This is a genomic window from Streptomyces sp. CB02366 (genome assembly GCF_001905905.1).
GTDB lineage: Bacteria > Actinomycetota > Actinomycetes > Streptomycetales > Streptomycetaceae > Streptomyces.
Window position 1 is genome coordinate 696,751 of record NZ_LIVT01000002.1, and the last position, 21,711, is coordinate 718,461.

Sequence of the window (21,711 nt, forward strand, 5' to 3'; positions counted from 1 at the left end):
CCCCTACGCGGCGAACGTCTCCGCCAGCGCCACCGCCTCCGCCAGGCTGTCCACCACCGGCGCCCCCGCGCCCTCCAGGCTGTTCCGGCTGTGCGATCCCCCGGTGTACAGCACCGCCCGGGCCCCCACGTGCGCCGCCGCGACGGCGTCGTCCAGCGCGTCCCCGATGACCACCGAGTTCTCCGGGAGGACCCCGTCCGCCCCGGCCAGCGCCTCGAAGTGCCGTTCCATGTGGAGCGCCTTGCTCCCGCCGGACGGTCCCGTGCGCCCCTCGACGCGGAGGAACCGCGGTTCGATCCCGTACCCCCGCACCACCGGCACCAGCTGCTCGTGCCCGTACATGCTCAGCAGCGACTGGCTGCGCCCGGCCCGCTGCCACTGGTGCAGCAGCTCCTCCGCCCCGGCGGTGAGTCCGCAGGCCGCCCGCTGCTCCGCGTAGTACCCGTGGAAGACGCCGTCCATCCGCTCCCACTCGGCCTCGGTGGGCAGCCGGCCCAGGAACCGCTCGTAGAAGCGGGGTATGGGGATGGTGTACATCTCCCGGTACTGCTCCAGCGTGATCGGCGCCAGCCCGACCTCCGCGAACGCGGCGTTCGTCGCCCGGATGACGGCGTGCGTGTCGTCGAGCAGCGTGCCGTTCCAGTCCCAGACCAGATGGGTGCGTGTCGTTCCGGAAGTCATGCGCAGAATCTACCGGGCGGGTCCGACAGTCCCGGTCCTCAGCCGATGAGCTGCGGGATCTCCTGGACGCCGAACCAGAGCAGCTCGTGGTCCTCGGCCCCGTCCACGGTGAACCGCGCGTCGTCGTCACCGAGGTCGGCCGCGCCCAGGGCGGCCGCCGCGGCGGCCACGTCCTCCTCCGCCTCGTCGGCGTCCACGTGCACCGCCGCCGCCTTGGCCAGCGGCAGCGGGGCGGCGATCCGCACCTCTCCGAGCGACGCCGCGCTCAGACCCTGGTCGGGGTCGGCGACGGCGGCTCCCTCCGGTACGTCCACGGCGACGACGACCCGGCGGCGCGCCTCCCCGGGGTCACCGGCGATCATCCGGAGCGAGGCGGCGGCGGCCCGGTTGAGCGCCGCGTACTCCAGCTCCTCGATGTCGTCGGAGACGTACCACTCGCGCAGCCCGGGGGTCACCGCGTAGGCGGTCAGCGGGCCGGGGCCGACCTCGCCCGCACCGTGCGCCGCTGCGAGACCGGAGAGGGTCAGGGGGACGTACACGCGCATGCCAGGCCGCTTTCGTAGGGGAAGACGTCCTCAGGATACGTGGGGGCCGTCCCCTTTCGGGTTTCGGCAACCGGGGGCGTCCGTTAACGGCCGCCGTCCCGTCACCCCCGCCGTCGCCCTTGTCGCACAAGGGGCTCGCCACGGATAGGTGAATCCACCCGTACCCGTTCGGCGACCGGAGGCCGGTTGCGGGGCTGACGACCGCACCCGTAGAAGATCCCCAACACAAGTTACCGCCCGGTACCGCCGGGCCCGGTCAACGGGGGCGATCGATCATGAGCACGGACAGGACGAGGCCCGCCGGCCGACGCGACCAGCGCGGTCCCCGGTCGGTACCTCCGCAGCGGTCCCGAGGGCGGCTGCCCCACCGGCCACAGCGGCCGCACCAGTGGTTCGCCGAGCGTCTGCTCGCGGTCCTCAGCGGCCAGCGCCCGGTGCACTGGATGCTCGGCCACACCATCGGCGAGGCGTACGACCAGCTTGCCGAACTGGCTCCCAGCACCCCGCTGGGAGCCGTCCGGGGCAGCCGCCCCGTCCTGCGCCACTGCCGCGGGGCGCAGCCCGCCATCGGCGTGGTCGAGGCGTTCGCCAGCATCGCCGCGGGCGACCGGGTCCGGGCGATGGCCTTCCGTCTGGAGCAGGGCCCCGACCGTCGCTGGCGCTGCGCCGCCGTGGAGCTGGGCGGCGAGCGCCTCACCGCCGCCGCTCCGGGGCCGCGGTGAGGCGGGGAACGCGGCGGGGGCCGGACACCCGGAGGTGTCCGGCCCCCGCCGGGGCGGCGGTGCCGCTACTTCTTGCGGCGGCGGCCGCCGCCACCGCTCTTCTGCGCCTTGCGGCGCTCCGCACGCGTCATGCCGTCGACGGAGCGGGTGGCGCCGGCGGCCTCGTCGTTGGCGAAGTCGCCCTCGACGACACCGCCCTCGCCGTCCACGGTGGGGGCGGAGAAGTGGAGCCGGTCCGGCCGCTGCGGGGCCTCCAGGCCCTTGGCGCGGATCTGCGGGGCGGTCTCCTTCTCCAGCGAGGGACGCTCGGCGCCGTCCTGCACCGGAACCTCCTCGACCTGCTGCTCGACCTGGACCTCCAGGTTGAACAGGTAGCCGACGGACTCCTCCTTGATGCCCTCCATCATGGCGTTGAACATGTCGAAGCCCTCGCGCTGGTACTCGACCAGCGGGTCCTTCTGGGCCATGGCCCGCAGGCCGATGCCCTCCTGGAGGTAGTCCATCTCGTAGAGGTGCTCGCGCCACTTGCGGTCGAGCACCGAGAGGACGACGCGTCGCTCCAGCTCACGCATGATGTCGGAGCCGAGGGTCTTCTCGCGCTCCTCGTACTGCTCGTGGATGTCGTTCTTGATCGACTCGGCGATGAAGTCGGCGGTGACGCCCGCCAGGTCGCCGGCCGCCTCCTCCAGCTCCTCGACGGTGACCTTCACCGGGTAGAGCTGCTTGAAGGCGCCCCACAGCCGGTCCAGGTCCCACTCCTCGGCGAAGCCCTCGGCGGTCTCCTGCCGGATGTAGTCGTCGATCGTGTCGTCCATGAAGTGCCGGATCTGGTCCTGGAGGTCCTCGCCCTCCAGGACGCGGCGGCGCTCGCCGTAGATGACCTCGCGCTGCCGGTTGAGCACCTCGTCGTACTTCAGGACGTTCTTACGCGTCTCGAAGTTCTGCTGCTCGACCTGCGACTGGGCGGAGGCGATGGCGCGGGTGACCATCTTGTTCTCGATCGGGACGTCGTCCGGGACGTTCGCCATCGACATGACGCGCTCGACCATCTGGGCCTTGAACAGGCGCATCAGGTCGTCGCCCAGCGACAGGTAGAAGCGGGACTCCCCCGGGTCGCCCTGACGGCCGGAACGGCCGCGCAGCTGGTTGTCGATACGGCGCGACTCGTGGCGCTCGGTGCCGAGCACGTAGAGCCCGCCGAGGTTCTTCACCTCTTCGAACTCGGCCTTCACGGCCGCCTCGGCCGCCTCCAACGCCGCGGGCAGCGCCGCCGCCCACTCCTCGACATTCTCCACCGGGTCGAGGCCGCGCTGGCGCAGCTCCGCCTCGGCGAGGTCGTCGGGGTTGCCGCCGAGCTTGATGTCGGTGCCTCGGCCGGCCATGTTCGTCGCGACGGTGACGGCGCCCTTGCGGCCCGCCTGGGCGACGATCGTCGCCTCCCGGTCGTGCTGCTTGGCGTTGAGGACCTCGTGCTGGACGCCGCGCTTGGAGAGCTGCTGCGAAAGGTACTCGGACTTCTCGACCGAGGTGGTGCCGACCAGGATCGGCTGGCCCTTCTCGTGCTTCTCGGCGATGTCGTCGACGACCGCGGCGAACTTGGCGACCTCGGTGCGGTAGATCAGGTCCGACTGGTCGACGCGGACCATCGGCCGGTTCGTCGGGATCGGCACCACGCCGAGCTTGTAGATCTGGTGGAACTCGGCGGCCTCGGTCATCGCCGTACCGGTCATGCCGGAGAGCTTGTCGTAGAGGCGGAAGAAGTTCTGCAGGGTGATCGTGGCGAGCGTCTGGTTCTCGTCCTTGATGTCCACCCCTTCCTTCGCCTCGATCGCCTGGTGCATGCCCTCGTTGTAGCGGCGGCCGGCGAGGATACGACCGGTGTGCTCGTCGACGATCATGACTTCGCCGTCGATGACGACGTAGTCCTTGTCCTTCTTGAACAGTTCCTTCGCCTTGATGGCGTTGTTCAGATAGCCGACGAGCGGGGTGTTGACCGACTCGTAGAGGTTGTCGATGCCGAGCCAGTCCTCGACCTTGGCGACGCCGGCCTCGTGGATGGCCACGGTCCGCTTCTTCTCGTCGACCTCGTAGTCGCCGGTCTCTTCGATGCCCTTGAGCTGGTTGCCCGCCTCACCCTTGGTGAGCCGCGTGACCAGCTTGGCGAAGTCGCCGTACCACTTGGTGGCCTGGTCGGCCGGGCCGGAGATGATCAGCGGCGTACGGGCCTCGTCGACGAGGATCGAGTCGACCTCGTCGACCACGGCGAAGTTGTGGCCGCGCTGGACGAGCTCGTCCTTGGACCACGCCATGTTGTCGCGGAGGTAGTCGAAGCCGAACTCGTTGTTCGTGCCGTAGGTGATGTCGCAGGCGTACTGCTCGCGGCGCTGGGCCGGGGTCATGTTGGCGACGATGCAGCCGACGGTCAGGCCCAGGAACTTGTGGACCCGGCCCATGAGCTCGGAGTCGCGCTCGGCGAGGTAGTCGTTGACCGTGATCAGGTGCACGCCCTTGCCGGAGAGCGCGTTCAGATACGCGGGCAGGGTGCCGACGAGGGTCTTGCCCTCACCGGTCTTCATCTCGGCCACGTAGCCGAGGTGCAGGGCGGCTCCGCCCATCATCTGTACGTCGTAGTGGCGCTGTCCGAGAACGCGCTTGGCGGCCTCGCGGACCGTGGCGAACGCTTCGGGAAGCAGGTCGTCCAGGCTCTCGCCGTCCGCGTACCGTTCCTTGTACTCGTCGGTGAGCGCCCGCAGCTCGGCGTCGGAGAGGTTGACGAAGTCCTCTTCGATGGAGCTGACCTGGTCCGCGATGCGGTGCAGTTTGCGCAGGATCTTGCCTTCGCCTGCACGCATGAGCTTGTTGAAGACGGACACTGAGGCTGGTCTCCTTGCCGGTCGGGCCTGGCACTGGGTCGTGTGATGGACACTGGCGCGGGCACGGCAGGTGGGCCCCACCGCAACGGCCATCGTAAGCGAGGACACCACCGCGTCGGGAGGGCTGCTGCCGCGTGGACCTCGCCACCCCCTCGTAGGACAACGGTCCGGGCGCGCGGAAGGTGCCGGGGAGCCCCGAAAGTGCTCGCGCCGAGGGAGCGGGCTCACGAGAATCGGACCATGGAGCCGATCACCCTCACCACGGAACGCCTGCTCCTGCGGCCCTTCGGTCCGCAGGACACCTTCCGGGTGCACGCCGCCTGCCAGGACCCGGACATCCAGCGCTGGACGGTGATCCCCTCCCCCTACCGCCTCACGGACGCGGAACTGTTCACCACACAGCTCGCCCCGGCGGGCTGGCGGGACGACTCCTCCTACGGTTTCGCCCTGGTCCTGCGGGAGACGGGGGCGCTCGTCGGCGCACTCGGCCTCGACCGCCGCAGCCGGCCGGGGACGTACGAGGTGGGCTACTGGTCCGCCAAGGAGCACCGCGGCCGCGGCCACGTCACCGAGGCGGTGCTCGCCTCCGCCCGCTGGGCCTTCGCCTCGCTCGGCGCGGAGCGGCTGGAGTGGCGGGCCGAGGTCGGCAACACGGCCTCGCGGGCCGTCGCCCTGCGGGCAGGGTTCCAGTTGGAGGGCGAGCAGCGGTCCGGGCTGCTCAACAAGGGTGTACGGCGCGACGCCTGGACGGCGGCCCTGCTCCCGTCCGACCTGGGGCTGGCCGGCACGCATCCGTACCTCCCCGGGTCGCGGGCCGGGGCCCCGTGACGCCGGGAATCCCGGGCGGAATCCGGGGCCGCGCTGTCAGTGGCGGCGTCTAGGGTTCGACGTATGACGCCTGTGCCTCCTCCCGCAGTCGAACTCTCCGCCGACCAGGCCCGCCGCATCGCGCTGCGCGCCCAGGGGCTCCTCGGGGCCCCGGACCGCCGGGCGGGGGTGCCGGGGGTGCTGCGCCGCCTCGGCGCGGTCCAGCTGGACACGATCTCGGTGCTGGCCCGCTCGCACGAGCTGGTCCCGTACGCCCGGCTCGGCGCGGTGGGCCGCCGGGCGGTGGAGGACGCCTACTGGTCGGGCGGCCGCACCTTCGAGTACTGGTCGCACGCCGCGTGCGTCCTCCCCGTCGAGGAGTGGCCGCACTTCGCGTTCCGCCGCCGCGCCTACCGCTCCCGTCCGCACTGGGGCCATGATCTGCCCGACGGCGTGTACGACACGGTGATCAAGCAGCTGCGCGACGAGGGCCCGCTGACGGCGACCGAGCTGGGCGGCGCCAAGAACGGCGGCGAGTGGTGGGACTGGTCGGCGTCCAAGGTCGCCGTCGAGCGGGCCCTGATGTACGGCGAGGTGGTCTGCACCGAGCGGCGCGGCTGGAAGCGGGTCTACGACCTGGCGGAGCGGGCCATTCCGGACGCCCTGCTCCACGACGACCTGAGCGACGCCGAGTGCCGGCGGCGGCTGGTCGCCCTGGCGGGCACGGCCCTAGGCGTGGGCACCCGGAGCGACATCGCGGACTACCACCGGTTGAAGGGCGAGGAGTTCGACGCGGTGGTGGCGAAGTCGGGGCTGGTCCCGGTCACGGTGGAGGGCTGGGCCAAGCCGGCCTGGGCGGCCCCGGAGGCGCTGGCCGGGGAGGTGCGCGGACGCCACCGCACGACGCTGCTCTCCCCGTTCGACTCCCTGATCTGGGAACGGGCGCGTACGGAGCGGATGTTCGGATTCACCCACCGGCTGGAGGCGTACGTGCCCAAGCAGAAGCGGATCCACGGGTACTTCGCGATGCCGCTGCTGGCGGGCGGGAAGCTTCAGGGCCGGGTCGACCCGGCGCGCGAGGGCGCCACGCTGGTCGCCAAGCAGGCGTCCCTGGCGGGCCCGAAGGCGGTGGCTCCGATGGCCGAGGCGCTGGTGGAGGCGGCGGCCTGGGTGGGCTGCACGGACATCCGGGTCGACCGGGTGGACGCCCCGGAGCTGCGCGAGCCGCTCAGGACGGAGATCGGCCACGCGCTCCGACGCGCCTCCCGCTGACCGGCAGTCGGCGCCGCCCCTACCTGATCTCCAGGATCTTCTCGCGCATGGCATAGACCACGGCTTCCATGCGGGAGTGCAGCTGGAGTTTCTCCAGGATATTGCGGACGTGGTTCTTCACCGTGTTCTCGGAAATGAACAACTCCTTGGCGATATCCCGGTTGTTCATACCGGTCGCCACGAGTTTCAGCACTTCCAGCTCGCGCTCGGTGAGCCGGGGCGCCGGGACCAGCCGCCGTTCGTCGGTGCGCTGGATCATCGATTTGAACTCGGTGAGCAACTTGGAGGCCATGGAAGGGCTGATCTGCGACTGCCCGTCGGCGACCGCGCGAATAGCGGTGGCCACCTCGTCGGTGGAGATCTCCTTGAGGAGGTACCCGGTCGCACCGGCCTTGATCGCCTCGTAGAGGTCGGCCTCCTCGTCGCTGATCGTCAACATGATGATCTTCGCGCTGGGGGCCACCTCCTTGATGGCGGTGCAGGCCTCGATGCCGCCGCGCTTGGGCATCCGCACATCCATCAGAACGATGTCGGGCAGCAGATCGGCCGCCTTGTCGACCGCCTCGGAGCCGTCCCCGGCCTCTCCGACGACCTGGATGTCCTCCTCCTGTGCGAGGACGATCTCCAGCCCCCTGCGGAAGAGGGCGTGGTCGTCGACCACCAGGACCCTGATGGGTTCCTTGCGCGAGGCGCCCTCCACGTCCGCTCCGGCATACGCGCCGGCGTCGGCGTCGGAGCCGTTCGCGCCGCGCACGGGCCCGAAGGTGTCCGCCATCGTTCCTCCCCCTGAAGGCCACGGCCTGAAGTGTCGGTCGTTCGCCAACGGCAGTTCGCGGAACACCGATTGGCTCGGGCGGCCATGATTCCATGCCCCGCCCCCGGCACGGTGGCGATGCGCCCGCGCGGGGGCGCCCCCGGTGGCGTGAAAACGCCGCGGGAGCGCCCCCGGACATCCGGGCTCAGCCGCCGAGCGCTCCGCCCGCGCCGCCGGCCTCGTCCGCGGCGAGCGGGTCGGTCCTCAGGTGGATGACGCCGTAGTCGTAAGCGTGTCGCCGGTAGACGACGCTGGGCTCCTTGGTCTCGGAGTCGACGAACAAGTAGAAGTCGTGACCGACCAGTTCCATCTCGTAGAGCGCCTGGTCGAGCGACATGGGTGCGGCGGTGTGGGTCTTCTCGCGCATCACGAGCGGCCCTTCGCCCTGCACTTCGAGCGAGCCGATCTTCGTGGTGGGGACGGGCGCCGACGACTGGTCGCCGACCAGCTCCCCGTCCTCGTCGAACGAAGCGACGCCGGGGACCACGTCCCCGACCTCGGCAGCCGACAGACGGCCGTTGCCACGGCGGCTGTAGCGCTTGTCGTGCTGCTTGCGCAGCCGGGCCTCCAGCTTTCCGGTGGCCAGATCGAGCGCTGCGTAAGGGTCGCCCGCCGCCGCCTCCGCCCGGATGACCGGCCCCCGCGAGCGAAGCGTGATCTCCACCCGGTCGGAACGGTCGGCCTGACGGGGATTCGGCTCCTTGGACACCTCGACGTCGAGGCTGATCACCTTGCCGTCGAACTTCTGGATCTTGTCCAGCTTCAGCTTCTCGGCCACGTGCTTGCGGAACCGCTCGGGCACCTCGGTCTTGCGGCCCTTGACGACGATGTCCACGCAGAACTCCGTTCCCGGATCGCCCCGCTCAACGGCGGAGCATCTCCCTTTTGCACCAGGCCCCGGAGATCACCAGGGCCTCGGACTCGGTGGCTTTCGCCTCCTCCTGCCCCGCCGGAGGGGTGTTGATCCCACCGACTCGTGCGCTGCTCCTACGGTGAGTTACCTGCCCGAAACCTCTTGGTGCATTCATCGAGGTTCGGCATTCACCGTTCCTCACCTCCGAACATAGCCTGCACAGCCGGGTCTCGGCACCCGCTACCGGCACGTACCTCCGTTCAGGGGGCATTGCCCTCTCTTTACCTGCAACGTCGCAGGTTCCCGGTCAGTTCCGGTTTATTTCGAAGGCGGACGGAGAGGCCGCCACGACGGCCGCCCCGCACGCTGCGCGCGCGGAGGGAGACCGGAGCCCGGCGCCCGCCTCCCCGAGGGCCCGTGCCGCCTCCGCCAGCGTCGATCCCGTCGTCAACAGATCGTCGACCAGGATCACCCGGCCGTGGTGGAACGGGCCGTGCCGCAGGAGCCTCCGGCCCCCGGCCGTGAGCTCCAGCGCCCCGGCCATATTCACCCGCCGCTGCCACGCCCGGAGGCCCGCCTGGTCGGCGACCGGGCGCCGGTGCCGCAACAGCGGAAGCACCTGGGCGGGCAGGCCGCGGTGCCGCAGGTCCCGCGCGGCCGCGGCGGCGATCCGTCGCACGGGGTCATGGCCGCGCGCGGCGGTCGAGGAACGCGCGGAGGGGACCGGGACCAGCAGCAGGGGCCCCGCACCGCGGGAACGCCCCGCTCCGGCCCGTACGCCCCCGGCCAGAGCCCGTCCGAGTGCGCCCGCGAGCCCGAGTGCCCCTCGCTCCTTGTGGGCCAGCAGAACCGCGCGTACGGCGTTCTCGTACGGGGCCGCCGCGAAGACCGCGGGAAGACCCGGGGGCCGGGGCGAGGGCCGGACGGGGCGGGCCGCACCGCCGTGCAGCGAGGTCGCGCAGGCCGGGCACAGCTCGGTACGCGGCCTGCCGCAGCCGGCGCAGGACACCGGCAGGAGCAGACCGGACAGCTCCCGCCACCCGTGCAGCATGGCCCCACTGTGCCGGGCACGCCGGGGCCGGTCCACCCCTGTGGACGACCCCGCCCCGCCCCGCCCTGCGGCCGGCCGCCCCGGTCAGCCGGGGTAGACCAGCGAGGTGCCCTGCTGGAGAACGGTCTGCCAGTTGTCCCCGGGCAGCAGCTTCACTATGCCGTCGTCCGCGGTCTCCGCCATCAGCGGAAGCAGCTCGTCGTCGGCCGCGGCGACCGACTGGACCTGGTTCACGCCGGGCAGCGCCCCGGAGCCCGAGGTGGAGCCGTCCGCCTGCACGTAACGCACCTGCTGGACCCCGCCCTCCTCCTTGCCGGCCACCACCAGCCGGCTGCGCCCCGACCAGGAGATGGCCGTCACGTCCGTGAGCTGGGGCGCGGCCTGGCGCAGGTCCTCGACCGAGAGCCGGGGAACCACGGAGGACCCGCCGCGCTCGACCCGGCCGATGTTCAGCGTCGTGCGGCCGTCCTTCGCCAGCAGCAGAGCTATCCGCACCCCGTCCGCGGACATCCTCAGCGCCTCGATCCGGGCGCCGTCGAGGCCCGGTACCCGGACCTCCTGCGGCTCCCCCGTTCCTCCGGCCAGCCGCAGCAGCCGGGGCCGGGCCGGATCCCGGTCGGCGACCCACAGGTCGCCGCGTCCGTCCCAGCTCGGCGGGGAGAGCCGGTCGGCGGCCTTCTTCGCGGTGCTGGTGACGAGAGGGGCGGGCAGCTCGCCCTCCTCCTCCAGGGAGGACACGTAGAGGCTCTGCCCCTGCGCGGAGACCGCGGCGGCCCGCTCCTCGTCCCGGGCCACCCCGACGGACCCCATCGGGACGGCGCCCGCCCCCAGCGGCCCGGTCACCGGCTCGGGCGTTCCGACGCCGTCGGGAGAGCCGGGGATCCGCTCCACCTGGCCCTTGCCGTTGATGAAGTACTGGCTGTCGGCCCCCTCCGAGCCGCGGTCGGCGGAGAAGTCCGACGCGTCCTCGGCGTCGAGCCCGCAGAGCGAACCCTTCCCGCCCTCCAGCTCCACCCGCTCGACCCGCGCCGAGGTGAGGTCGCGGAGCGTGTACAGCACCTGGGCGGCCATCATCCGGCACGCGCTGCGGCCGGCCTTGTCGGCCTTCCCGTTGAGCCGCACCCGCAGGACGTTCTGATCGTCCGGAGCCAGTGCGATGACGCCCTTGCGCAGGGCCGTCCCCTCCGGGAAGCGGGTGTCGACCACGGGCCGCAGCCAGTCCGTGGGCCCGGCGAGCAGCGTGCGGACGGTCTGGGCCGCGGTGTCCATCCGCGTGACCGGATCCGTGCGGTTGCGTACGTAGACGGGGTCCGCGACCAGCGTCGGCCGGCCGTCGGTGAGCCCGGTGGCGAAGAAGTACTTGTTCACCGAGCGGTAGAGCCGCTTGAAGTCGGACTGCCCGAGGACCAGGCCGTCCGGCACGACGTCGATGCGCCACTCCTGCTTCCCCTCCGCCACCTTCTCCTGCACCAGGTGCAGGTTCTGGGTGTAGTCGGTGGGGGCGAGGGGGCGGTACGAACTCTGGGCGTCGACCTCCGCCACCTTCTCGCCGGTCAGCGTGTAGGTGGCCTCCTTGTCCTGGTTGGCCCGGTTGGCTCCGTCGTGGATCAGGGGGCCGGTCCGGTTCGGCGCCTGGGCGAGCACCGTGGTGCCCCCGTCCGGCCGCCAGGTACGACGGGCTTCGGCGCTCAGATACTTCCGGGTGGTCGCGAACGCGGGGTCGTCGCTGGTCATCGACTCCAGGAAACCGTCGACGATCTCGGCGGGCGGCGCGCCTTCCCGGGGCGCCACCGCGTACACCTGCACCTGGGAATCCCCGGGCTGCGAGGCGTCGACCGCCTTGACGTCCCCGCTCACCGGCATGGAGCTGCATCCGGCCAGCACGACGATGCCGCAGCCGAGCAGCGCGGTGAACCGCACCGCCCCGGCACGGCCGCCCGGACGGCGGTCAGTACCCACGAGTGGTGTCCTCCTGGTCGGAATCCGGTAGGCCGGCGACCGCCCGCCCCCCGGGACGTTCCGGGGCGGGGCGCGCGACGACGCGCGCCCCGTTGCCGGGCAGCGCGGCGGGGTGCACCGACGCCGGGGCGGCGTGGTGGGCGGCGGGACCGCGCGGGGGCACGGGCAGCGGCGACCGCTCGCCGGACCCGGACTGGGCCGGCACGGACCTCAGCCGGTGGTCGTCCGATCCGCCCGCCCCGGCCTCGTGGCGTTCCCGCTCGTCCCGGTTGCGCCGCGAGTCCTCGGGCTCCAGCGGTATCGGCGAACCGCGCAGGGGTTCGTCCGCCGTACGCGGCAGGGTCAGCCGGAACTGCGATCCCCCGCCCGGCTCGCCCCACGCCTGGAGCCAGCCGCCGTGCAGCCGGGCGTCCTCCACCGCGATGGACAGGCCGAGGCCCGTACCGCCGGTCGTCCGGGCCCGTGCCGGGTCGGCCCGCCAGAACCGGTTGAAGACCCGGGTCGCCTCGCCGGGCTTGAGCCCGACCCCGTAGTCCCGCACGGCCACGGCGACCGCGCCCTGGGCCACGCCCATCCGCACGACGACGTCCCGGCCCTCACCGTGCTCGACGGCGTTGACCACCAGGTTGCGCAGGACGCGCTCGACCCGGCGGGCGTCGGCCTCGGCTATCACCGGCTGGTCGTCGCCGACGACGCGGATCCGGGTGCCCTTGCGTTCGGCGAGCGGCTCGGCGCCGCCGATCACCCGGTGCACCACGGTCCGCAGGTCTATCGGTTCGGCCTCCAGGGCGGCGGCGCCCGCGTCGAAGCGGCTGATCTCCAGCAGGTCGGAGAGCAGCGACTCGAAACGGTCGAGCTGGTCGCCCAGCAGTTCGGCGGAGCGGGCGGTGACGGGGTCGAAGTCGGCGCGCGCCTCGTGGATGACGTCGGCGGCCATCCTGACGGTGGTGAGCGGGGTACGCAGCTCGTGCGAGACGTCGGAGACGAACCGCCGCTGCATCCGGGAGAGCTCCTCCAGCTGCTGGATCTTCAGCTGGAGGTTCTGGGCCATCTTGTTGAAGGCTTCACCGAGCCGGGCGATGTCGTCCTCGCCGGTGACCTTCATCCGTTCCTGGAGCTTGCCGGCGGAGAGCCGTTCGGCGATGCCCGCCGCCATCCGCACCGGCGTGACGACCTGCCGCACCACGAACCAGGCGATGGCGCCGAGCAGCACGACGACGAACAGCCCGGCGGTGGCCAGGGTCGTCCTGACCAGCGACAGGGACTTCTCCTCCTGCGTGAGCGGGAAGAGGTAGTAGAGCTCGTAGGGCTGCTGGTCGATGTCGTAGAGCCGCTTGCCGACGACGAGCCCCGGCTGCGACTCCTTGCCGTACGAGTACCGGATCAGGGAGTACGTCTGGTACGCGCCCTGCCCCTCGCCCACGTTCCGGCGCAGACGGTCGGGCACGCTGGACGCCTCGACGCTGCCCGAACCGCGCGCGGCACGGCTGCTCGTCCCCTCGGAGACCGAGTCGACGCTGAGCGCCACCACGTTGAAGGCGTTCTTGCCGCCGCTGGCGAGCTGGTCGACGAGTTCGGTGCGCCAGGAGGTGCTGCCGGTCATGCCGTCCGCGTGCTCACCACTCTGCCCCTGGGGGACGAGGGGGGCGTTGGCCTTCTCCTGGGCCGCGGCGAAACCGCCGGCGGCCTGGGTCTGGGCGGCCTTGCCCTTCGCGTCGAGCAGGCCGTTGCGCACCTGTTCGACGACGACGAAGCCGAGCAGCAGCACGACCACGACCGACATCAGCAGCGTGCCCGCGACGACGCGCAGCTGCAGGTTGCGCCGCCACAGCCGGACGGCGGGCAGCAGGGGACGGCGCACCCACCGCATCAGCAGGCGCGGAACGGGCCCGCCGGGCGTTCGATCCTCGAACAGCCGGCCGACCCTCGGGAAACGGCTCATGCGTGGCGCCTTCCGCCCCGGGCCGGCAGCCCGCTCCGTACGGACTCCCGGCTCGCCGGGCCCCGGAGCAGCGCTGCCTCGGGGCATCTCAGCTCGGTCCGGCCTTGTAGCCGACGCCGCGGACCGTCACCACGATCTCCGGCCGCTCCGGGTCCTTCTCGACCTTGGAGCGCAGACGCTGGACATGCACGTTCACCAGGCGGGTGTCGGCCGCGTGGCGGTAGCCCCACACCTGTTCCAGCAGGACCTCACGGGTGAAGACCTGCCACGGCTTGCGGGCGAGCGCGACCAGCAGGTCGAACTCCAGCGGGGTCAGGGCGATGGACTGCCCCTCACGCTTCACGGAGTGGCCGGCCACGTCGATGACCAGGTCACCGATGGTCAACTGCTCCGGAGCGGGCTCTTCGGACCGCCGCAGACGTGCCCTGATCCGGGCGACCAACTCCTTGGGTTTGAACGGCTTGACGATGTAGTCGTCGGCCCCTGATTCCAGGCCGACCACGACGTCGACGGTGTCGCTCTTGGCGGTGAGCATGACGATCGGCACACCGGACTCGGCTCTGATCAGCCTGCACACCTCGATGCCGTCCCTTCCGGGCAGCATGAGGTCGAGCAGCACCAGGTCCGGCTTGGCCTCACGAAATGCGGCCAGTGCCTTGTCGCCGTCCGCTACGAACGACGGCTCGAAACCTTCTCCACGCAACACGATGCCGAGCATCTCGGCCAGTGCGGTGTCGTCGTCGACGACAAGGACGCGTCCCTTCATAATCGCCATCATCCCATCAGCCCATCGTTACCTGCGATGACCTGGCACACAGCTCGGCCAATGCGACCCCCGTGACCGGGGAAATCGAACCCTCCTCGGTGACGATCGCCGTGATCAGCTCCGGTGGCGTGACGTCGAAAGCCGGGTTGTACGCCGGGGCCCCGAGGGGCGCGAGCGCCCTCACGCCCCGATCGTCGCCCGGCACGCTCCCTGCGGGTGTGAGCTCCGTCACTTCCTTCCCGGAGCGCTGCTCGACCGTGATCGAAGCGCCGTCCGGGGTCTCCAGATCCACGGTCGTCGTCGGCGCCACCACGATGAACGGCACATGGTGGTACTTCGCGAGCACGGCCAGCGGGTAGCTCCCCACCTTGTTCGCCACCGAACCGTCGGCGGCGATGCGGTCGGCGCCTATGAGCACCGCGTCGACCTCTCCCGCCGCGAACAGCGACCCCGCCGCGTTGTCCGTGAGCAGGCTGTACGCCAGGCCGTTGCGGGCCGCCTCGTACGCGGTCAGCCGTGCCCCTTGGAGCAGCGGCCGCGTCTCGTCCACCCACAGCCGTCGCAACCGTCCCTGCCGGTGCACGCGCAACGCCACGGCGAACGCCGTCCCCTCGCCCCCGGAGACCAGCGCCCCGGTGTTGCAGTGGGTCAGCAGCTGGTACCCCCGGCCGGGCAGCAACTCCTCCAGCAGCGCCTCGCCGTACTCCGCCATACGCCCACTGGCCTGCGCGTCCTCCCGATGCAGGGCCCGCGCCCCGGCCAGCGCGGCCGCTGCTGCCGCCTCGGCCCCCGCCCCCTTCCGGACGGCCTCCCAGTAGGCCGCCGCCACCCGGCGCACCCCGTACGCGAGGTTCACCGCGGTGGGCCGCGCCCGCTCCAGCAGACCGGCCGCCTCCGCGACGTCGTAGCCCCGCGCCGCCGCGAGCGCCACTCCGTAGCCGCCCGCGATCCCGAGCAGCGGAGCCCCCCGCACCGCCAGAGTCCGGATCGCCTGCACCAGCGCGGGCACGTCGGTGCAGACCAGTTCGACCTCCTCGGCGGGCAGCCGGGTCTGGTCGAGGAGCACCAGTACGGGGCCCTCCGGGGGCTCTTCCCAACGGAGTACGGATAGCGGGGGAGGCTCGTAGCCCACCGGCGGTTGCGCGTCCTGATCAGCCATCCGTCCAGTCTGCCCGGTGGACGCCCCGCAGATGAAGGTGCGAAGGAGACGGAGCGGCCGGTCCGCGCCCGAAGGGCGCGTGGCACGATGGCTGCCAACCTGCCGCCCCGATGAGCGGTCAGGACGGTGAAGGAGCGAGAATGAACGACTCTCCGGGCTGGGCGTCGCCCGGATCTGCCCCCTCCGACGGCAAGGAGGCGGCGATTCCCCGTCCCTCCGACCCCCAGGACGGAAACGGCACGACGGGGCAGTGGTCCCCTGAGCAGCCGCCTCCCGGGCAGTGGTCCCCACCGAGCAGCCCCGGCGGCCCCGGAGCACGGCCGCCGGCCCCCGGCTGGGGCGGCGGCCCGCAGCGACAGGGCTGGGCGGCACCGCCGCCGGCCGCGAAGCCCGGCCTCGTCCCGCTGCGCCCCCTGAGCCTCGGCGAGATCCTGGACGGCTCCGTCTCCGCCCTGCGCGCCCACTGGCGCACCGCACTCGGCTTCAGCCTGGGGATCGCGGTGGTCACCCAGATCGCGCTCACGCTCCTGCAGCGTTATCTGCTGCCGAAGCCGACTTCCGTCGACCCGAACGCCACCGGTACCGAAGCGCTCCGCCAGGCGTCCGAGTCCGCCCGGTCGACGCTGCTCTCCATGGGCCCGGTCGTCTTCCTCACCATGATCGGCACGCTCTTCACCGCGTCGATCGTCGCCGTGGTGGTCAGCCGCTCCGTGCTGGGCCGGCCCACCACGCTCTCCGACACCTGGGCCGAGGTCCGCCCGCGGCTCCTCCCCCTGACCGGGCTGGCCCTGCTGCTGCCCCTGGTCATCATCGCCACGATGGCCGTGTGCATCGGCCCCGGGCTGCTGCTGGGCTCCGGGGCCGGCGCGGCGCTGGCTCTCCTCGGCTCCCTCGCGGCCTGCGTCCTCATCCCCTGGCTGTGGGTGAATTTCGCTCTCTCCGCCCCCGCGCTCGTACTGGAGCGCCAAGGCGTCGTCGCCGCGCTCCGCAGGTCGGCCAAGCTGGTCCGCGGGGCCTGGTGGCGCACCTTCGGCATCCTCGTGCTGACCCAGCTGATGATCCTCCTCCTGAGCCTGATCGTCTCCGTGCCCTTCGGAGCGATCGCGGTCATCGCCGACGGCACGGATCTCAGCGAGATCCTCGAAGGCGGCGGCTCCCCCTCCGGCTGGCCCTTCCTCATCGTCACGGGCATCGGTGAAGTGGTCATCTCGACGCTGGTCTATCCCTTCCTCGGCGGCGTGACGGCCCTGCTCTACGTGGACCAGCGCATCCGCCGCGAGGCCCTGGACCTCGACCTCGCACGGGCCGCGGGTCTTCCCGGCTACGGCGACACCCCCAGGAGCTGATGGGGTGTCGGGGGCGGGGGGCGCCATCATCGCGGCACGGGCCGACGGCGCGGCCGGCGGCATACCCGTGGACACGCCACGTCTCCCCGCCCGGGAGGCGGCGGAGAGCGAACTGTCCAAGCCGATGTACCACGAGAACGATCCGAACTTCTTCCAGCGCGCCCTGAATGATTTCTGGGACTGGATCTCCGGGGTGTTCGACGCCGCCGCGGGCGCCGCCCCCGGCGGGCCGGCCGGACTCATCGTCCTGGCCGTCCTCGTCATGGGCCTCGCCGCCGCCCTCTGGTGGCGGCTCGGCACCCCGCAGCGCTCCCCTCGGAGGACGGACACGCTCTTCGACGGCGACGGCCCCCGCAGCGCGGCCCAGCACCGCACCGCCGCCGAAGCCCACGCGGCGGCCCTGCGCTGGACCGAGGCCGTCCAGGAACGCATGCGCGCCATCGTGCGGTCCCTGGAAGAGCGCGCCCTGCTCGATCCGCGCCCCGGGCGCACCGCGGACGAAGCCGCCGCAGAAGCAGGACGCGCCCTGCCCGAGCACGCGGCCCGGCTGCGCGCCGCCGCCCGGAGCTTCGACGACGTGACGTACGGAGGCCGCACCGCGGACCAGCCCGCGTACCTGACCCTGCGCACCCTCGACCTCGATCTCGGCGAGGCCAAGCCGCTGCTGCCCGGAACGTCCCGAGGAGCCACCGGATGACCGCGGCGACCACCGCTTCCCCCACCTCGACGGCGGCAACCCCCGGCCAGGTGTGGACACGTGCCCGAGGCATCCTGGCGGCCGTCCTCATCCTCGTCGTCGCCGGCGTCACGTTCGCCGCCGTACGCTCCGGAACGAGCCACGGACAACTCGATCCCCGCTCCGCGGACCCTCGGGGCAGCCGCGCCGTCGCCGAACTCCTCAGAGCACGCGGCGTATCCGTCACCGTCGCCACCACCCTCCGCGAGGCCACCGACGCGTCGGGCCCCGGCACCACGCTCCTGGTCGCCGGCCCCAACCTCCTGACCCGGTCTCAGCAGCTCCGCCTCGGTGAGGCGGCCTCTTCCGCAGGACGCACCCTGCTGGTCGCCCCGGGGCCCGCGGCCACGACCCGGCTCGCCCCCGGCGTACACACCGAGGGGCAGAAAGCCGTCAGCACCCTCGCCCCGGCCTGCGAGCTCCCCGCCGCCCGCCGGGCCGGCACGGCGGAGATGGGCGGCTTCCGCTACACCGCCCAGGACCGCTCGGCCGTCACCTGCTACCCGAGCGCGGGCCTCCCCACCCTGGTCGTCCTTCCGAACGGGACGGACGGCGACACCGTCGTCATCGGCTCCCCCGTTCTCCTCCACAACGAGCGACTCGACCAGCAGGGCAACGCCTCGCTCGCCCTGCAACTCCTCGGCTCCCGGCCCCATCTCGTCTGGTACCTCCCCTCTCTCAGCGATCCATCCGCGACAACCGACGACGGCACTCCCGGCGGCGGGAACGATGAACGGGCGAAGGACGGAACGGGGGGCGACACGGCAGAGGAGAACGGCTTCCTCGATCTCGTCCCTTCCGGCTGGCTGTGGGGAACGGTTCAGCTCGCCCTGGCCGCCGTGCTCGCCGCCTTCTGGCGCGGCCGCCGACTCGGCCCCCTGGTGACGGAACGGCTGCCGGTGGCCGTCCGCGCCTCCGAAACCGCCGAAGGACGCTCCCTCCTCTACCGCAAGGCCAACGCCCGCGACCGGGCGGCCGAGACCCTCCGGGACGCCACCCGCACACGTCTCGCGCCTCTCGTCGGTGTGCCCGCCCACGACGCGCACGCCCCCGGTGTCCTCCTCCCCGCCGTGTCCGCGCGCACCACCGGCGCGGACCGCGACCTCGGCGCGCTGCTCTTCGGTACGGCTCCCTCCACCGACGCCGCCCTGGTCCTCCTCGCCGATCAACTCGACGCCCTCGAAAGAGAGGTACGCACTTCATGAGCGCCCCGACCCCCGAGCCCGCGGAGCCCGCAGCGACCCCTGTGAGCCCCACGGCACCGGTGCCGTCCGACAGCGCCCGCGCGTCCTTGGAGGCTCTGCGCTCCGAGATCGCCAAAGCCGTCGTCGGCCAGGACCCCGCCGTCACGGGGCTCGTCGTCGCGCTGCTCTGCCGGGGGCACGTGCTGCTCGAAGGCGTGCCCGGGGTCGCCAAGACCCTCCTCGTGCGCGCTCTCGCCGCTTCACTCGAACTCGACACGAAACGCGTCCAGTTCACCCCGGACCTGATGCCCAGCGACGTCACGGGCTCCCTGGTCTATGACGCCCGCACCGCCGAATTCTCCTTCCAGGCCGGTCCCGTCTTCACCCATCTGCTGATCGCGGACGAGATCAACCGCACCCCTCCCAAAACCCAGTCCTCCCTCCTCGAGGCAATGGAGGAGCGGCAGGTCACCGTCGACGGAACGCCGAGGCCTCTTCCCGAGCCCTTCCTCGTCGCCGCCACCCAGAACCCCGTCGAATACGAAGGCACCTATCCCCTCCCCGAAGCCCAGCTGGACCGCTTCCTGCTCAAACTGACGGTTCCGCTCCCGTCGCGTAAGGACGAGATCGACGTCCTCACCCGCCACGCCGACGGCTTCAACCCGCGCGACCTGACGGCCGCCGGAGTGCGCCCCGTCGCCGGGGCCGCCGATCTGGAAGCAGCGCGGGAAGCCGTCGCGAAGACGACCGTCTCCCCCGAGATAGCCGGTTATGTCGTGGATATCTGCCGTGCCACGCGTGACTCCCCCTCGCTCACCCTCGGCGTCTCCCCCCGAGGCGCCACCGCCCTGCTGTCGACTGCCCGCGCCTGGGCCTGGCTGACCGGCCGGGACTATGTCATCCCGGACGACGTGAAGGCCCTCGCACTCCCCACACTCCGTCATCGCATCCACCTGCGGCCCGAGGCGGAAATGGAAGGAGTCACCCCGGACTCCGTCATCGCCTCCGTGCTCGCCCACGTCCCCGTACCCCGATGAGGCGGTGACCACCATGGCCCTCACCGGACGAACCGCGCTGCTGGCCGCCCTGGGGTCACTCCCCGTAGGCATCCTCGCCCCCAGCTGGGCAGGGATGCTGGCGATCAACGCCCCGCTCTCTCTGGCAATTCTGTGTGACTACGCCCTGGCCGCGCCAGTGCGTACGCTTCGTTTCACCCGTTCCGGTGACACATCTGTTCGAATGGGTGACGAAGCAGAAGTGCAACTGACCGTGACCAACACGTCCCGCCGACGTCTGCGCGCCCAGGTGCGGGACGCCTGGCCGCCCAGCAGCTGGGCCGCAGGCACCGAGCACCGCGCTTCCCGCCATACGCTGACGATCCCTTCCGGGGAACGGCGCCGTCTGGTCACCGTCCTGCGTCCGACCCGCCGCGGCGATCGGCAGGCCGAGCGCATCACGGTCCGTTCCTACGGGCCGCTCGGTCTCGCCGCACGCCAGGGCCAGCATCGCGCCCCTTGGACCGTACGGGTCCTGCCCCCGTTCACCAGCCGCAAGCACCTGCCGTCCCGGCTTGCCCGGCTCCGGGAACTCGACGGCCGCACCAGCGTTCTGACCCGCGGTGAGGGCACGGAGTTCGACAGTCTGCGGGCCTACGTGCCGGGGGACGACACCCGGTCCATCGACTGGCGGGCCACGGCGCGTCAGCCCACCGTCGCCGTCCGGACGTGGCGCCCGGAGCGGGACCGGCACATCCTGATCGTCCTCGACAGTGGGCGCACATCTGCGGGCCGGGTGGGCGATGTCCCCCGTCTGGACGCTTCCATGGACGCCGCGCTCCTTCTGACCGCCCTCGCCACGCGGGCGGGCGACCGTGTGAGCCTTCTCGCCTATGACCGCCGGGTCCGGGCCCGGGTTCGGGGGCGGACGACTACCGGCAATGTTCTGGCACCCGTCATCAACACCCTGGCCACGCTGGAGCCCGAGCTCGTCGAGACGGATGCCCGCGGCCTCAGCAAAACGGCCCTCACCGACACGCCGCGCGGTTCGCTGATCGTTCTCCTCACCACGTTGGAGGCCGCCCCCGTGGAGGAGGGACTTCTACCGGTCCTGCCTCAGCTCACCCAGCGCCACACTGTTCTGCTGGCCGCGGTCTCCGATCCTCGTATCGAGGAGATGGCCGCAGGCCGGGGGACGGTGGAGTCGGTGTACGGCGCGGCGGCGGCCGGCCGGACCCAGGCGGAGCGTCGCCGTACGGCCGACAGGCTCCGGCGCCATGGCGTCGTCGTCGTGGACGCGGCCCCGGACAGCCTCGCTCCTGCTCTTGCCGACATGTACCTGGCGCTGAAGGCGGCAGGCCGTCTCTGAAACCGCGTTGGAGATCTGCCGTGCCCCGGGGCCGGAGGGGCGTTGAGCCTTGCGCGAGTGGCCCCGAGGGCGGGTGCCCGTCGGACCTGACGGATGAGCAGCGGCTTCTGGTCGAGCTGTGGCTACCGGCGGCGCGAGCCGGGCCGTAGGGCGGACGGCGGGAGAAGCGCCCTCCTCGGCAGCTCGTGGACGCGATCTTCTACGGGGTACGCACCGGGTGCGCCTGGCTCCCACTGCCGACGTCGGCCGATGGGCCGCTGCCGCAAGATGCAGTAGTGACAAGGCGGCTGTCGTCGGATGCCGTGGCCGGCCAGAAGGCGCGTTCAAGCTCTTCAAGGGAGCGGTCACGGTTCAAGGGACGCGTCACCGATCGATCGCCCTACGGTCAGATCTCCCACGCGGTCCGGGGCGGTCGCCGATTGCGGCTCGGCCCCTTGTTTCGACAGAGGCCCCGAGAAACGGGTGGTGATGTTCCGGCTCTGGGCCGCGGACATGGTCCCGGGCGGGGTCGGCGAGGTCGTCGTGATGCCGTTCGACGCGATCATGCCCGCCGTCCGGGACGGCGAGGTGGACGCGGGCCTGGTCATCCACGAGGCGCGCTTCACCTACCGGAACTTCGAGCTGCACGACCTCGCCG

At 71.8% G+C, this 21,711-nt stretch carries 18 protein-coding genes and 1 pseudogene; 9 read left to right on the top strand and 10 right to left on the bottom strand.

From position 1 onward, the window contains the following. Nucleotides 1-3 precede the first annotated feature (3 nt). Both AMK24_RS08515 and AMK24_RS08520 read right to left on the bottom strand, forming a co-directional pair. On the bottom strand, nt 4-681 hold the full coding sequence (locus tag AMK24_RS08515; protein WP_073766625.1) for an HAD family hydrolase: 678 nt from the start codon (nt 679-681) through the stop codon (nt 4-6). 38 nt (nt 682-719) lie between these two features. Further along, complete coding sequence (locus AMK24_RS08520; RefSeq protein ID WP_073766627.1) at nt 720-1,226, bottom strand: DUF6912 family protein; 507 nt, start codon at nt 1,224-1,226, stop codon at nt 720-722. A gap of 275 nt (nt 1,227-1,501) precedes the next feature. On the opposite strand from AMK24_RS08520, the gene AMK24_RS08525 reads away from it, so the two are divergent. Further along, nucleotides 1,502-1,948 carry an Rv3235 family protein gene (locus AMK24_RS08525; RefSeq protein WP_073766629.1) on the top strand — a complete coding sequence of 149 codons (447 nt, stop codon included), beginning with the start codon at nt 1,502-1,504 and terminating at the stop codon, nt 1,946-1,948. Between the two features lie 65 nt (nt 1,949-2,013). Here the strand turns inward: AMK24_RS08525 and secA are convergent, their stop codons facing one another. Continuing rightward, a complete protein-coding gene (secA, locus tag AMK24_RS08530; protein WP_073766631.1) occupies nt 2,014-4,821 on the bottom strand; it encodes a preprotein translocase subunit SecA in 2,808 nt (935 codons plus the stop codon). Nucleotides 4,822-5,061: 240 nt separating this feature from the next. Between secA and AMK24_RS08535 the strand changes: the two genes are divergently transcribed. Beyond that, nucleotides 5,062-5,649, top strand: coding sequence for a GNAT family N-acetyltransferase (locus AMK24_RS08535; protein WP_073766633.1), 588 nt, complete (start codon nt 5,062-5,064; stop codon nt 5,647-5,649). A 63-nt stretch (nt 5,650-5,712) separates the two neighbouring features. After that, the gene (locus tag AMK24_RS08540; RefSeq protein WP_073766634.1) at nt 5,713-6,900 is read left to right on the top strand and encodes a winged helix-turn-helix domain-containing protein; all 1,188 of its coding nucleotides are present in this window, start codon (nt 5,713-5,715) and stop codon (nt 6,898-6,900) included. A gap of 19 nt (nt 6,901-6,919) precedes the next feature. Here the strand turns inward: AMK24_RS08540 and AMK24_RS08545 are convergent, their stop codons facing one another. From AMK24_RS08545 to mtnA, 7 genes are all read right to left on the bottom strand, one after another. Continuing rightward, nucleotides 6,920-7,675, bottom strand: coding sequence for a response regulator (locus AMK24_RS08545; protein WP_073766636.1), 756 nt, complete (start codon nt 7,673-7,675; stop codon nt 6,920-6,922). 184 nt (nt 7,676-7,859) lie between these two features. Further along, nucleotides 7,860-8,549, bottom strand: a complete 690-nt coding sequence (hpf, locus tag AMK24_RS08550; protein WP_030594812.1) for a ribosome hibernation-promoting factor, HPF/YfiA family — start codon at nt 8,547-8,549, stop codon at nt 7,860-7,862. A gap of 325 nt (nt 8,550-8,874) precedes the next feature. Continuing rightward, entirely contained in the window at nt 8,875-9,618 is a 744-nt protein-coding gene (locus tag AMK24_RS08555) for a ComF family protein (RefSeq protein WP_073766638.1), read from the bottom strand. Between the two features lie 84 nt (nt 9,619-9,702). Further along, entirely contained in the window at nt 9,703-11,538 is a 1,836-nt protein-coding gene (locus tag AMK24_RS08560) for an LpqB family beta-propeller domain-containing protein (protein WP_073766773.1), read from the bottom strand. A 28-nt stretch (nt 11,539-11,566) separates the two neighbouring features. Continuing rightward, nucleotides 11,567-13,606, bottom strand: coding sequence for an MtrAB system histidine kinase MtrB (gene mtrB, locus AMK24_RS08565; RefSeq protein WP_073766640.1), 2,040 nt, complete (start codon nt 13,604-13,606; stop codon nt 11,567-11,569). Nucleotide 13,607: 1 nt separating this feature from the next. Continuing rightward, the gene (gene mtrA, locus AMK24_RS08570) at nt 13,608-14,297 is read right to left on the bottom strand and encodes a two-component system response regulator MtrA (RefSeq protein ID WP_199876390.1); all 690 of its coding nucleotides are present in this window, start codon (nt 14,295-14,297) and stop codon (nt 13,608-13,610) included. 4 nt (nt 14,298-14,301) lie between these two features. Further along, nucleotides 14,302-15,444, bottom strand: a complete 1,143-nt coding sequence (gene mtnA / locus AMK24_RS08575) for an S-methyl-5-thioribose-1-phosphate isomerase (RefSeq protein WP_073766642.1) — start codon at nt 15,442-15,444, stop codon at nt 14,302-14,304. Nucleotides 15,445-15,584: 140 nt separating this feature from the next. Between mtnA and AMK24_RS08580 the strand changes: the two genes are divergently transcribed. The 6 genes and pseudogenes from AMK24_RS08580 to AMK24_RS33085 form a co-directional block, all read left to right on the top strand. Continuing rightward, a complete protein-coding gene (locus AMK24_RS08580; RefSeq protein WP_073766644.1) occupies nt 15,585-16,790 on the top strand; it encodes a hypothetical protein in 1,206 nt (401 codons plus the stop codon). Between the two features lie 4 nt (nt 16,791-16,794). Continuing rightward, nucleotides 16,795-17,487, top strand: a complete 693-nt coding sequence (locus AMK24_RS08585) for a DUF4129 domain-containing protein (RefSeq protein ID WP_073766646.1) — start codon at nt 16,795-16,797, stop codon at nt 17,485-17,487. Then, on the top strand, nt 17,484-18,731 hold the full coding sequence (locus AMK24_RS08590; RefSeq protein WP_073766648.1) for a DUF4350 domain-containing protein: 1,248 nt from the start codon (nt 17,484-17,486) through the stop codon (nt 18,729-18,731). Before AMK24_RS08585 ends, AMK24_RS08590 begins: the two co-directional genes overlap by 4 nt. Then, the gene (locus AMK24_RS08595; protein ID WP_073766650.1) at nt 18,728-19,747 is read left to right on the top strand and encodes an AAA family ATPase; all 1,020 of its coding nucleotides are present in this window, start codon (nt 18,728-18,730) and stop codon (nt 19,745-19,747) included. The genes AMK24_RS08590 and AMK24_RS08595 overlap by 4 nt, the downstream gene beginning before the upstream one ends. A gap of 13 nt (nt 19,748-19,760) precedes the next feature. Then, nucleotides 19,761-21,074: a DUF58 domain-containing protein gene (locus tag AMK24_RS08600; RefSeq protein WP_073766775.1), complete on the top strand. Its 1,314-nt coding sequence runs from the start codon at nt 19,761-19,763 to the stop codon at nt 21,072-21,074. 465 nt (nt 21,075-21,539) lie between these two features. Beyond that, nucleotides 21,540-21,711 (top strand): annotated as a pseudogene (locus tag AMK24_RS33085) (MqnA/MqnD/SBP family protein); the annotation flags it as partial.